We start from the raw sequence: 13,079 nt of genomic DNA, 5'->3' as shown, positions 1-13,079 counted from the left end.
AAGGTTAGCGCCGGGACGAACCCCGGCGCGAATCGAGAGTCAGATAAGGGAAGCCGCGGCTTCCCTTTTTTGTGGGTGTCGCCTTTCTGGCAGCAGTAGTTGGATGCCTGTCTTCAAGTGCTGACGCATATCCAGGCACTCGGGTTAAGCACCGGATCTTTCAGGCGAACCGTCGCCATCTTGGATGAATCGGTGCCATCAGTGGAGGTAGTAATGAAACGTCGACACTTTATCGGTCTGCTTGGCGCCGGTGGCATGGCAAGTCTGTTTCCCGCACTGGCCAATGCCCGGCCCAAACCGAACCTGGAGCGCGCTCCGGGCCTCGAGGTGCTCGAGCTCAGCGAGGCGCAGTGGCGTGAGCGGCTCAGCGAAGCGCAGTTTCATGTGCTGCGCGAGGCGGGTACCGAGCCTGCGCATTCGAGCCCCTTGGACAAGGAAACCCGAAAGGGGGAGTTTCGCTGTGCGGGCTGCGAGCTGCTGCTCTTCAAGAGCGACATGAAATATGACTCCGGCACCGGCTGGCCAAGCTTCTTCACCCACTTGGAAGGCCATCTGCTGACCGAGGTCGACTATTCGGCGATCTGGCCGCGCACCGAGTATCACTGCGCGCGCTGCGGTGGGCATCAGGGGCATGTATTCGAGGACGGCCCAGAGCCCACCGGCCTGCGCTGGTGCAACAACGGCTTGGCGCTGACCTTCGTCGCAGCCTGACGGCCAGACGGGGTGGTTCTGCGCCGGCCCCGCGTCAGGCAGCGATGCCGAAGCGTTTATGATACCTTGTCGCGATCTTTCGTCGGTCGAACGTCAAGGACTCCATGGACGCACAAGCCAAGATCAATGCTCGCCTCGCCGAAGAACTCGCTGTTCGCCCCCAGCAGGTGGCGGCCACGGTTGAGCTGCTCGATGGCGGGGCCAGCGTGCCCTTCATCTCCCGCTACCGCAAGGAAGTCACCGGCGGGCTGGACGACACCCAACTGCGCCAGCTCGACGAGCGCCTGCGTTACTGTCGTGAACTCGAAGAGCGCCGCGAGGCGGTGCTGGCCGCCATCGACGAGCAGGGCAAGCTCGACCCCAAGCTTGCCAAGCAGATTCGCGATGCCGACACCAAACAGCGACTCGAAGACCTCTACCTGCCCTATCGCAAGAAGCGCCGTACCAAGGCTCAGATCGCCCGCGAGGCTGGCCTGGAACCCTTGGCGGATGCACTGCTTGCCGATCCCTCTCTCGATCCCCAGCAGGAAGCCCAAGGCTATTTGCGTGCCGCCGAGGGTGATACCCCGGCCATCGAGGATGCCAAGGCGGCTCTCGATGGGGCCAAGCAAATTCTCATGGAGCGCTTTGCCGAGGATGCCGAGCTGGTCGGTCGCCTGCGCGAGCGATTCTGGGAGGAGGGCGAACTCAGCGCTCGCTTGATCGAGGGTAAGGCCGAGGAGGGCGCCAAGTTCTCCGACTACTTCGAACATGATGAGCGGCTGGTCAAGGTGCCGTCGCATCGCGCGCTGGCGATGTTCCGCGGTCGCAACGAGGGCGTCCTGGCACTGGCCCTGAAACTGCCCGGCGAGGATGAGGCGCCGGTGCACCCGGCCGAGGTCGCTATCGCCCGCCAGGCCGGTATCCAGGATCACGGCCGCCCGGCCGACCGTTGGCTGCGGGAGGTGGTGCGCTGGACCTGGCGGGTCAAGCTCTACACGCACCTCGAAACCGAGCTGATGGGGCGGCTGCGTGAACGCGCCGAGCTTGAAGCGATCAACGTCTTTGCCGCCAACCTCAAGGATCTGCTGCTGGCGGCACCGGCGGGCCCGAAGGCTACCTTGGCCCTCGACCCTGGCCTGCGTACCGGCTGCAAGGTCGCGGTGGTGGACGCTACCGGCCAGTTCCTCGAGCACGCCACCATCTACCCTCATGCGCCTCAGAATCGCTGGGATGAGTCGCTTGCCGTGCTCGGCAAGCTGGTTGAGAAGCACGGCGTCGAATTGATCGCGGTAGGCAACGGCACGGCCAGTCGCGAGACCGACAAGCTGGCCGGCGACCTGATCAGTCGTCTGGGCGGTCAGAGTGGCCGCAAGGTCAGCAAGGTGATGGTCAGCGAGGCCGGGGCCTCGGTGTACTCCGCCTCGGAGTATGCGGCCCGGGAGTTCCCGGATCTCGATGTCACCATCCGTGGGGCGGTCTCGATCGCCCGTCGTCTGCAGGACCCGCTGGCCGAGCTGGTCAAGATCGAGCCCAAGTCGATCGGCGTTGGCCAGTATCAGCACGACGTCTCCCAGGTGCAGCTCTCCCGCAGCCTCGAGGCGGTGATCGAGGACTGCGTCAACGCCGTGGGGGTGGATCTCAACATGGCCTCCAGCGCGCTGCTCTCGCGGGTCTCGGGTCTCAACCCCGGGCTTGCCGAAAACATCGTTGCTCGCCGCAACGCCGAAGGCGCCTTTGCGAGCCGTCAGGCGCTGCTCGAAGTCAGCCGGCTGGGGCCCAAGACCTTCGAGCAGTGTGCCGGCTTCCTGCGTATCATGAACGGTGACAACCCCCTGGATGCCAGCGCCGTGCACCCTGAGGCCTATCCGCTGGTCGAGCGCATCGCCAAGGCCGGGCGCCGCGAGGTGGCGAGCCTGATCGGTGATAGCGCCACCCTCAAGGCGATAAAGCCCGCCGAGCATGCCGATGAGCGCTTCGGTGTGCCGACCATCAGCGATATCCTCAAAGAACTCGATAAGCCGGGCCGCGACCCGCGTCCGGAGTTCAAGGCCGCCGAGTTCCGCGAGGGCGTCGAGACCCTGAAGGATCTCGAACCCGGGATGCTGCTCGAGGGCAGTGTGACCAACGTCACTCACTTCGGCGCCTTCGTCGACATCGGCGTCCACCAGGATGGCCTGGTGCATATCTCGGCGTTGTCGCACAGCTTCGTCGAGGACCCGCGCAGCGTGGTCAAGGCCGGCGACATCGTGCGGGTCAAGGTGATGGCGGTGGATATTCCGCGTAAGCGTATCGGCCTGTCGATGCGGCTGGACGACGAGCCCGAAGCGCCAGGAGCAGAAACCAGCGGCGGACGCGGCGGTGATTCGCGGCGCAGCACCCGTGAGCGCAAACCGCGTCGCCAGGAAAGCGAAGCCTCGCGGAGTGACCAGCCGGTGGGCGCGCTGGGTGCGGCTCTTCTGCAGGCCAAGCACAAGACCAAGTGATGGCCTGCTGATGGCGCCTTGAAAGCTGCCATCGAGGCCGCATAATTACTTGTTTGAGCTCCCGATTGTGGGAACCCGTTTCGTGCGAGCGTCACGCCTATGGCGCTCGCCCCGTTTTCAAGAGCGAAGAGAGGGGCCCGGCCCCGCCCTTCCATGACATGGGGTGTTCACCTTGTCCGAGCAACTCGCCACCGTTCTCTCCCGTCTCAAGGGGCCTGCCCGCAAAGGGCTGATCGGCCGGCTGCGTCGTGGTATCGAGAAGGAGGGCCTGCGCGCCGATGCCCACGGCATGATCGCCGCGACGCCACATCCTCGTCGTCTGGGGTCGAAGCTGACGCACCCGTACATCACCACCGATTACTCCGAGGCGCTACTCGAGTACATTACACCGGTTCACTGTCGGCCGGCGGATGCGCTGGCGTTTCTCGGCGACCTGCATCGCTATAGCTATCGCTACTTGGGCGAAGAGCTGATCTGGCCGGCCAGTATGCCCTCACGGCTCAATGGCAACGACAGCGTGCCCATCGCCGACTACGGCGACTCCAACGTCGGCACCATGAAGCATGTCTATCGCAAGGGCTTGGACGTGCGCTACGGACGCATCATGCAGGCCATCGCAGGGTTGCACTACAACGTCTCGGTGCCGGACAACCTTTGGCCGCTGCTCAAGGAGCTCGACCGCCAGGCGGGTCGCGACACCGAAGGGGATTATCGGTCGCTGCGCTACTTCGGTCTGATCCGGCATTTCCGGCGCAACAGCTGGCTCTTGATGTACCTGTTCGGTGCCTCGCCGGCCATTGACGAGAGCTTTCTCGACGGCCGGCCCGCCTCTGACAAGCTGCATCGTCATGGCCGCCGCACGCTGCTGTCCGACTATGCCACGACGCTGCGCATGTCCGATCTGGGTTACCAGAACAAGGTGCAGGAGCAGCTCAAGATTTGCTTCAACTCGTTGTCCAACTACGTTGGCACCCTGCGTCACGCCATCTCCACCCCCTGGCCGGCTTACCAGGACAAGGGCGTGAAGGTGGACGGCGAATGGCGGCAGCTCAATGCCAATATCCTGCAGATCGAAAACGAGTACTACAGCGATATTCGCCCCAAGCGGGTGGCACGCCACGACGAGACCCCGACCCAGGCCCTCGAGGCGCGGGGCGTCGAGTACATCGAGGTGCGCTGTCTCGACCTCAACCCCTTCATGGCACTCGGCGTCGACGAGGCGCAGATGCGCTTCCTCGATACTTTCCTGATGTGGTGTTTGCTGGCCGAAAGCCCGTGGATTTCCGATGAAGAGTGCGACCGGCTCGACGATAATCGTCGTCTCGTTGTCGAGCGTGGCCGTGATCCCGAGCTGCGCCTGACCGTCGACGGCCAGGCTCAGCGTCTTGCCGAGCGCGGCCACGTGATTTTCTCGGAGCTCGAAGACGTGGCCGAATTGCTCGATATCATCGAAGGTGGCGACGCCCATGCCCAGGCGCTGAGTACACTGAAACCGCGCCTCGATGATCCGAGCCTGACGCCTTCCGGTCAGTTGGCGGCTCGGCTGCGCGACAACGATGAAGACTTCGTCGAGGCAACTCTTGAGTTGGCCAGAGAGCAGGCGAATGCCTGGCGCGCCGAGCCGATGGATCGCGCCCGCGATGCGCTGCTGGAAGAGCTTCGCGAGACCTCCTTGCAGCAGCAGGGCGACATCGAGGCGGCTGAAGTGGAAAACTTCGACGACTTCTTGGCGCACTATTTCGCTCAGGCGCGGGAACCTCGCCCCATCGGCGATGCCTGAATGCTGGTCGGGCCTCCCCAGCTAGGGTGGGGCCTTGGTCTCTGATTTTCTTTAAGGATGTGTTCCGCATGATGCGATCTCTCGAGGCGTGGACGCCGCGACGCTTTGCGTTGGCAGGGCTGGGCTTTTGTGTGCTGATGATGGGCGTTGCGCTGTTCCTTGAGCACGTCATGGGGCTGGAGCCCTGCCCGCTCTGCATCTTCCAGCGTGTCGCGGTACTGGCCACTGCTTTGGTGCTTGCTCTGGCCGCGCTGCATGGGCCACGTGGATGGGGAGGCATCGTCTACGGAGTGCTGGGGCTTCTTACGGTGGCGGTTGGGATAGGGCTTGCCGGGCGCCACCTGTGGCTCCAGTCGCTGCCGCCCAGCGAGGTGCCCAGCTGTGGTCCGGGGCTTGATTACATGCTGGAGATTCTGCCGCTCCAGAAGGTATTGAGCATGGTGTTGGTAGGCTCCGGAGAATGTGCGGAAGTCGGCGGGCGGCTGTTTGGCCTGTCGTTGCCGGGTTGGACCCTGATCGGCTTTGTGGTGCTGGCACTGGCACCGCTTGGCGTGTTGCGCTCCGCCTTGAGCGGGCGCCGTCGTCAAGCGACTGCTTGAAACGCCCGTGCGTTGACTAAGGGTTGTCCTGGATCAATAGAGGCGACATCTTTGCATTGACAGGCTATCTCTGGAAGCGGAGTCTTGCTCACAACGGAGTTACGTTAGAGGGCATAGAGCCCGGGCTTGGGAGGCCACTATGCTGGAAGATTGCCAAACCGCATTGGAGCGCTGGGGTGGAGTTCACCGGTTAATCGATCGTTGGCTCGAGGAGCGCCGAGTGATGCTCAATAGCTTCGTCGCGCTCAGGAAGGATTGCGACGACGCTCTCGAGTCGGTTGAAAAAGCGCAGATCGATGGCTTCAGTGAGCTGCTCATGGACTATATCAGCGCCGGCCATTTCGAGATTTACCCGCAGCTGCGCGAGGAAGCCAAGGCCTTTGGCGACGACGAAGCGCTGACCATTGCCGACCAGCTGCTCGAGCGTCTCGAGATGTCCACTGAACTGGTGCTGTCATTCGATGCTGATTACGCCACCCCGGATCGCTGCGAATACTATCTGTGTCGCCTACCGGCTTGGTTGGATCGCCTGGCACGGGGCTTGGAGTCGCGGTTCGATCTGGAGGACCAGCTGATTGGTCGTCTGCATGCCGCACATTCACCGCCAGCAGAGGCCCAGCGCTCTATCGGCGTGACCAGCTCCTGAGCTCAGTCTTGAATGGGGCTGAGCCTGGTGCCTGCCTTAGGCCTCGCCCCGATCGAGATATCTTGGTCAGGCGCCAACGAAAACGCCCCGGTACACGACCGGGGCGTTTTGCGTTCTGGGCTTGAACTTGAACTTGAACTTGAAGTTCAGGGCAGTGAGATTACATCAGCGATGAGGCCTCGGGGCGCTCCAGGTCAGTCAACGGCACCTCACCGGTTAGCAGGTCCTGCTCGAAGGCGTCGGTGTCGATGTTGAAGCCGAGGAATTGCTGGGCCAGGAACATGTCTTTCTCGGCATTGCCAAGGCAGCTGGTGCCGCCCGGAGAGGGCGTCATGTTGAAGACGATGCCGGTACCCGGGTTGATCTTGGCCTCGCCCATGACCAGCTTCTGTTTTTCCTTGTCGATCAGCTGCGGGCGCACGCCGCCGAAGCCCTTGGCAAAGCTGACGTCCTTGACGGTCAGGCTAGGCACGATCTTCTGCACGTCCTTGAGGAACAGGCGCTCACGCAGCCAGGGCACCTCGAACATGAAGTTCTTGAAGATGTAGTTGCGGATGTCGCGCACCTTGAGCAGGTCCCACAGGGCCTTGACCACGTTCTGGTCCAGGCGCAAGACCTTTAGAAACTCGATGAACGTCTTGCCGTTGTAGCGTTCGAGCAGCGGGAGCATCAAAGCCGTAGGGCCAAAGCGGGTCTTGTTTTCGACCAGTACGTCCGGGTCGCCGTGAACCGCGGCAAACGGCAGATTTTCGTTCTGGACGGTATAGACCTTGCCGTTGAGCACCTTCGGTGTGAAATAGAAGGAACCGGCCATTGGCAGGCAGGACTTGTCGAGGCCATAGCCCATCTGATGGGCGAACAGCAAGGAGTGACCGCCGGCGCTGACCACTACATAGCGAGCCGTCAGGGTGCCCTTGTTGGGTGTCTCGATCTTGAAGAGATCCCCTTCCTGATGGATCTTCTCGACGGCGGTCGAAAGATGCACGTCGTAGTGCATGCCCTTCTCGTCGGCGGCCTTCTTTCCTTCTTCAACGAAGGCCTCGGAGAGGGTGGTGTAGTTGACCGCGGTATATTCACCGGTTGAGCCCATGGCCACGATCGGTTCTTCCGGGCGACGGCCTTCTACTAGCTTGGGCTCGAGCTCGGCGATGTCGTCGCGCTCGAGCAGCTTCATGTTGGGGAAGAGTTCGGAGAACCTGGTGAAGCGGTTGCGCAGGAAGTCGACTTCGCGGTCGCCCACGCCTAGCACCATCTTCGGATACTTGTAGACGACCTTGTCTCGCTTGGCCGGGGTCAGCTTGGTGGCGAAATTAATCACCATGCCGGCGGTCCGCTTGGTCACCTTGGCCTTCTCGAGGGTGTAATTGGTTTCGATGTCGCCGCAGTGAATGGTCTGGCTATTGTTGCGACCATGGGAGTTGACGATCGCCACATGATCGTACTTCTCGACCAGACCGACGGCCTTGAGATCGGTGTAACGGGCCAGTTCATATAGCAGGGCGGTGCCGGAAACGCCGCCTCCGACAATCAGCACATCGTAGGTCGGGGTAGTCATGGGGTCTCTCGCTTGTCTTGGTGCGGGACGAACCCTCCGAGACAATCTCGGAGGCCCTGAGCCTGCAGGCAAGGCGCTGCCGCCTACAGGGTCGACATGAAGCATCTGCGGGCATTATAGCTTCTTCGCAGACAAATAAAATCCATCCCAAAGCTCGACTTTATGCTGAAGAGGAACCCTATAAGGAATACCTTGGGTTCCTAAATTCACATTTATCACATAAAAATCAGTGGGTTGTCGCATCAGTGCGGTTTGCAATATTTGCTGCATTGCACCAATGGATAAATTTCATCATAGCCATGAATTGTCGATATGCCCTGCCGATTCGTGCCATCTGCAGGTGGACAGGGCACTGAAAGCAGCCAAGCGAGTAGGAACAAGGGCCGGCTGGCGATCCTTGTGTGCCCCTTGGTGTGCAACGGCCCTGCCTGCCACTGAGAGCAATACGGCGGAGCAGGGCGATGTGGGTGCGGGAGAAAGGGTAGGGGAGGTGTTGGCTCAGCGCAGGCTGATGAGGCGCCAGCCCTGATCCAGGGCGTGCTGGCGCAACCTGGGGTCGGGGTCGACGGCCACCGGGTGGTCCACCTGCTCCAACAGTGGCAGATCGTTATGAGAGTCGCTATAGAACCAGGCACCATCCATGGTCACGCCGCGACCTTCGAGCCACTGCTCAAGCCGCACGACCTTGCCTTCTCGGTAGCTTGGCGTGCCGGTGACACGGCCGGTATAGCGCCCGTTATGAATTTCCGGCTCGACGGCAATCAGGTTATCGATACCCAGTCGCTCGGCGATGGGGCCGGTGATGAAGCGATTGGTCGCCGTAATGATCAGTAGGGTGTCGCCTCGCGTACGGTGGCGTGCCACCAGCTCCTCGCCGCGCGTCAGAATGGCTGGTTCGATTTTGCTGGCCATGAACTGTTGGTGCCAGGCGGCCAGCTGCTCGGGGGTGTTTTCGGCCAGCGGCTTCAGGGCAACTTCAAGGAAGGCATGCATATCGAGGGTGCCGTTCTCGTAATCGCGCATGAAGCGTTCGTTGGCCTCCCGGTAGGCAACCGGGTCGACTGCGCCCTGTTCGAGCAGGAACTCTCCCCAGGCATGATCGCTATCGATGCCGATCAGGGTGTTGTCAAGATCGAAGATGGCCAGGCTCAAGGCACACTCCTTGTAGTGTTGGCGGAGGACGACAGGGGGTGCGCCAAAGGGCTTGTGCCGCAGGGCGTGAACCTGTCGCCGGGAGGCAACTGAATCAAGGGCGGATTATTGCAGAGTGGTTCGGCATTGAACACCGCTGCAGCTGGGCGCTGTGAAGTGTATTGATGCCCTTTCCAGCTTTGTGGAAGAATGGCCTCAATATTGGATTCATAAGGTGATGTCCGTGATCGACGCTGACGGCTTTCGCCCCAATGTTGGCATTATCATTGCCAACCACGAGGGCCAGCTGCTTTGGGCGCGTCGGGTAGGACAAAATGCGTGGCAGTTTCCCCAGGGAGGCATCCAGGCCAACGAGACACCGCAACAGGCCCTGTACCGGGAGCTGAAAGAAGAGATCGGCCTTACCGAGGCCGATGTCGAACTGCTCGCCTGTACCCGAGGGTGGCTGCGCTACCGTCTGCCACGACGCATGATACGAACCCATTCACGGCCGGTATGCATCGGCCAAAAGCAGAAATGGTTTTTGCTGAGGATCCGCTGTACCGACAGCCGGGTCTGCATGGATACCACCCCCAAGCCTGAGTTCGATGGTTGGCGCTGGGTGAGCTACTGGTATCCCTTGGGGCAGGTGGTGCCCTTCAAGCGAGAGGTCTACCGCCGCGCTCTGCGCGAGCTGGCCCCCCGCGCGCAGCGACTGGCTCTGGGGGGCGACTGACCCCGGGCCGGGCGCCGACATTCAAGCCGGCGGCAATTCAAACCGACAATGACAAGAAGAACGCTCATGCTCGACGTGCTACGTCGTATCGTCCAGGAGGTCAACGAGGCGCGCAGCCTGGGTGCCGCGCTCTCGACCATGGTCCGTCGCATCCGCAAGGCCATGCGCACCGACGTTTGTTCTTTCTATCTTTACGACGTCGAGTTAGAGCGCTTGGTGTTGATGGAAACCATCGGGCTGCATTCGCGTGCCGTCAAGCAGGTCAGCATGCCCTTGGGTGAAGGTCTGGTCGGGCTTGTCGGTCAACGCGAGGAGCCGCTCAACCTGGAAGATGCGCCGGCGCATCCGCAGTTTCGTTACTTCGAAGAAACCGGTGAAGAGCGTTTTTCGAGCTTTCTCGGGGTGCCGATCATCCACCAGCGCCGCATGCTTGGCGTCCTGGTCGTGCAGCAGCAGGACAAGCGGCGTTATGACGAGGGCGATGAGGCCTTCCTGGTGACCATGGCCGCCCAGCTGGGCGGGGTGCTGGCCCATGCGCTGGCCACCGGCGCTTTGAGTAGCCCGGTGAGGGCCGATGGCCAGGCCATGTTCACTGGGGTTGCCGCCTCGCCGGGCATGGCGATTGGTGACGCCGTGTTGATTGCCCCACCCGCTGACCTGGACAGCGTGCCTGACTTGATTCCTACCGATATCGATTACGAGATCGCCAGGCTCAAGGAGGCAATTCTCAAGGTGCGTGATGAACTGCGCGCCACGGGCGAACGCCTGGCCAGCCGGATCAGTGCCCAAGAGTTGGCATTGTTCGAGGTCTACCAGCAGATGCTCAGCGAGGCGGCCCTTGGGCAGGAGGTCGAGAAGCGTATCCGTGAAGGGCAGTGGGCGCCCGGCGCCCTGGCCGACGTGGTGCGCCGCCATGTGCAGTACCTGGAGCGAGTCGACGACAACTATCTGCGTGAGCGTGCGGCCGACGTGCGCGACCTGGGCCGACGTGTGTTGGCGCATCTTCAGGAAGAAAGCGCTGAGACGCCCTCTACCTATCCTGAGCGGACCATTCTGGTTGGTGACGAGATCAGCGTGGCGACCCTTGGCGAGGTTCCTCGCGGCAAGCTCGCCGGCCTGGTATCGATTCGCGGCTCCAGCACCTCTCACGTAGCGATCCTGGCCCGGGCGATGGGTGTGCCGACTGTACTCGGCATGGTCGATCTGCCGCTGACGCGACTCAACGGCGCGCCGGTGATCCTCGACGGGCATCGTGGCCGGCTGTTCGTGCGTCCCGCAGAGGAACTCAACCGGCACTATCAGAACCTGATCGCCGAGGAAGATGCACTGGCCGAGGTGCTCGAGCACGAGCAGGACCTGCCCAGCGAAACGCCTGATGCTCATGTGATGAAGCTGATGGTCAACACCGGCCTGGCCGTGGATGCGGTCGCGTCACTCAAGCCGCGTGTCAGTGGGGTAGGGCTCTATCGAACCGAAGTGCCATTCATGATTACGGAGCGCTTCCCTGGCGAGCAGGAGCAGACTCGGCTATATCGCGACCAACTCGAGAGTTTTGCGCCACTGCCAGTGGTGATGCGCACCCTGGATATCGGCGGCGACAAGGATTTGCCCTATTTTCCCATCGAGGAAGCCAACCCCTTCCTTGGCTGGCGTGGCATTCGCGTGACGCTGGACCACCCCGAGGTGTTGATGGTCCAGCTGCGCGCCATGCTTCGGGCATCCCATGGCCTGGATAATTTGCAGATTCTGCTGCCGATGATCACTAACGTCGAGGAGGTCGACAGTGCCCTGCGCCTGATCGACCGAGCCCAGGCCGAGCTAGAAGAGGAGGGTATGCTGATCGAGCGCCCGCAAATTGGCGTGATGATCGAAGTGCCGGCCACGCTCTTCCAGCTTGGAGCACTGGCCGAGCGGGTGGACTTCTTCTCGGTGGGCAGTAATGACCTGACTCAGTACCTGCTGGCGGTGGATCGCAACAACCCACGGGTGGCCGAGCTCTATGATCCTTGCCATCCGGGCGTTCTGTCCGCGCTCGCACGCCTGGCCGATGAGGCCTCTGCGCTTGCCATGCCGACGTCGGTATGTGGCGAGCTGGCGGGGGATCCGGCCGGGGCACTGCTGTTGATGGGAATGGGCTTCGATACCCTGTCGATGAATGCTCCCAGTTTGCCACGAGTACGAGCCGCCATTCGTCGCGTATCCTTGCCGGCGGCCCAGGCACTCGTGCAGGAAACCCTGTCGCTGTCGACGCCTTCGGCGGTGCGCGCCCACCTCAATGCCCGGTTGGGTGAGTGGCAGCTTGCACACCTGCTTCCGCCCAGGGACTAGGACTAGGGGCTAAGTCGATTTTCGAGAGGGATGTTGCCTGGATCGTGCCTGGATCGTGCCTGGAAAGCGAAGCTCAGTAGGCGGGGCTGAAAGCCAGGGTGATAAAGGCGGCAGATATCATGCCTGCAGCGTGCTATCCCAATGTTCTGTCGAGACCGATAGGTTTGTTTCGCCGAGGTTGCTGGCGTTGGCGCCAAAGCGGCGTTCGCCGAGTTCGAGGTGGCCGTTGCGGTGCCATTCCAGCCAAGTGGTGGCGCGGGTGCCATAGGTCTCGCCAACAATGAAGGGCGGGGCCAGCTGGCGCTCAAGGGTGAGGCCGACCCCGGTGTCGGGCAGTGCCTGATCGTTGATGTCGAGGCATGGCTGGCGCATTACGGCCAGTGCCAACTGCGGCCAGTTGCCTTTGGCGAGGCTGTCGGCCAGTCCCTGGCGTGCAAGGGTCAGCTTGGGCCAGGGCGTGTCGAGCCTGGCATTCGAGAGACCGTGCAGGCCTGCGGTCAGGCGCTTGAGCTGAACGGTATCTCGACCGCGGTGCAGGTGCCAGAGGCCTGAGTGATCGCCTACTAACAGGTTAAAGCCCGCGTAACCATAGGCTCCGCCATTGGCCAGCGTCTCCAGCCAAGCCGAGAGGTCATCCACTTTTAGGGCCTCGGGTACCAGATGTCCCCGGCTAGGGCCGTCGGTCGGCGGCTCGATAGCGGGATCGCGGACATTGGTTACGGCGGCAAAGCGTCCCCGGCGGTGCACGGCTAGCCAGCTGCCACCGGCGACCAGGTCGCGACCGCCGATGATATCCGGTTCCTCGTTCCATGCCCCCAAGGGCGCGCTGGGCCGCGCGAAGAATTCATCCCGGTTGGCCACCAGGCGCAACCAGGCAGAAGCGTGGGGGCGGTAGTCGAAAGCGATCAGGCACATGCCGCCACTTTACCCTGCGACGCCGAAGCCGCAAAGTCTGATAGGCGCGTGGCTATTGCGGTATCTTTCCTGCCCGGGTCTTCTTCCCCGCCATAAGCATGGTGGTGCTTGGCATAGAGGCAATAGGCGATATGCTTTGTATGTAGGCGATTGCCGACATCGGCAATCGGTTTCATGACAGGGTTCCCACAGCCACGTACACTCAGCCAATCT

General features: G+C 62.0%; 11 protein-coding genes. 7 read left to right on the top strand and 4 right to left on the bottom strand.

Translation table 11 applies throughout. The annotated features are described in order from the left end of the window. Window positions 1-213 precede the first annotated feature (213 nt). From msrB to rsd, 5 genes are all read left to right on the top strand, one after another. Window positions 214-711, top strand: coding sequence for a peptide-methionine (R)-S-oxide reductase MsrB (gene msrB / locus HUS66_RS04935; protein ID WP_175069852.1), 498 nt, complete (start codon window positions 214-216; stop codon window positions 709-711). A gap of 104 nt (window positions 712-815) precedes the next feature. Beyond that, window positions 816-3,176, top strand: a complete 2,361-nt coding sequence (locus HUS66_RS04930) for a Tex family protein (RefSeq protein WP_175069851.1) — start codon at window positions 816-818, stop codon at window positions 3,174-3,176. 172 nt (window positions 3,177-3,348) lie between these two features. Next, window positions 3,349-4,956, top strand: a complete 1,608-nt coding sequence (gene gshA, locus HUS66_RS04925; RefSeq protein ID WP_175069850.1) for a glutamate--cysteine ligase — start codon at window positions 3,349-3,351, stop codon at window positions 4,954-4,956. Window positions 4,957-5,024: 68 nt separating this feature from the next. Continuing rightward, the gene (locus HUS66_RS04920; RefSeq protein WP_175069849.1) at window positions 5,025-5,555 is read left to right on the top strand and encodes a disulfide bond formation protein B; all 531 of its coding nucleotides are present in this window, start codon (window positions 5,025-5,027) and stop codon (window positions 5,553-5,555) included. A gap of 139 nt (window positions 5,556-5,694) precedes the next feature. Then, window positions 5,695-6,201 carry a sigma D regulator gene (rsd, locus tag HUS66_RS04915; protein WP_175069848.1) on the top strand — a complete coding sequence of 169 codons (507 nt, stop codon included), beginning with the start codon at window positions 5,695-5,697 and terminating at the stop codon, window positions 6,199-6,201. A gap of 160 nt (window positions 6,202-6,361) precedes the next feature. Here the strand turns inward: rsd and HUS66_RS04910 are convergent, their stop codons facing one another. Both HUS66_RS04910 and HUS66_RS04905 read right to left on the bottom strand, forming a co-directional pair. After that, the gene (locus tag HUS66_RS04910; protein ID WP_175069847.1) at window positions 6,362-7,756 is read right to left on the bottom strand and encodes an FAD-dependent oxidoreductase; all 1,395 of its coding nucleotides are present in this window, start codon (window positions 7,754-7,756) and stop codon (window positions 6,362-6,364) included. 498 nt (window positions 7,757-8,254) lie between these two features. After that, entirely contained in the window at window positions 8,255-8,908 is a 654-nt protein-coding gene (locus HUS66_RS04905) for an HAD family hydrolase (protein ID WP_175069846.1), read from the bottom strand. A gap of 223 nt (window positions 8,909-9,131) precedes the next feature. Between HUS66_RS04905 and HUS66_RS04900 the strand changes: the two genes are divergently transcribed. Together HUS66_RS04900 and ptsP are read left to right on the top strand one after the other, a co-directional pair. Then, entirely contained in the window at window positions 9,132-9,623 is a 492-nt protein-coding gene (locus tag HUS66_RS04900) for an RNA pyrophosphohydrolase (protein ID WP_175069845.1), read from the top strand. 66 nt (window positions 9,624-9,689) lie between these two features. Then, window positions 9,690-11,951 carry a phosphoenolpyruvate--protein phosphotransferase gene (gene ptsP, locus HUS66_RS04895; protein WP_175069844.1) on the top strand — a complete coding sequence of 754 codons (2,262 nt, stop codon included), beginning with the start codon at window positions 9,690-9,692 and terminating at the stop codon, window positions 11,949-11,951. Between the two features lie 117 nt (window positions 11,952-12,068). Here the strand turns inward: ptsP and HUS66_RS04890 are convergent, their stop codons facing one another. Then, window positions 12,069-12,866, bottom strand: coding sequence for an NRDE family protein (locus tag HUS66_RS04890; protein ID WP_175069843.1), 798 nt, complete (start codon window positions 12,864-12,866; stop codon window positions 12,069-12,071). Continuing rightward, window positions 12,857-13,042 (bottom strand): hypothetical protein, encoded by a 186-nt coding sequence (locus tag HUS66_RS04885; protein ID WP_175069842.1) that lies wholly within the window; start codon window positions 13,040-13,042, stop codon window positions 12,857-12,859. Before HUS66_RS04885 ends, HUS66_RS04890 begins: the two co-directional genes overlap by 10 nt. Window positions 13,043-13,079: the final 37 nt, after the last annotated feature.

The sequence above is a fragment of the Onishia taeanensis genome (genome assembly GCF_013349955.1).
Lineage (GTDB): Bacteria > Pseudomonadota > Gammaproteobacteria > Pseudomonadales > Halomonadaceae > Onishia > Onishia taeanensis_B.
Note: the sequence above shows the minus strand (reverse complement) of the source record. Positions and strands in the feature narration are given on the sequence as shown.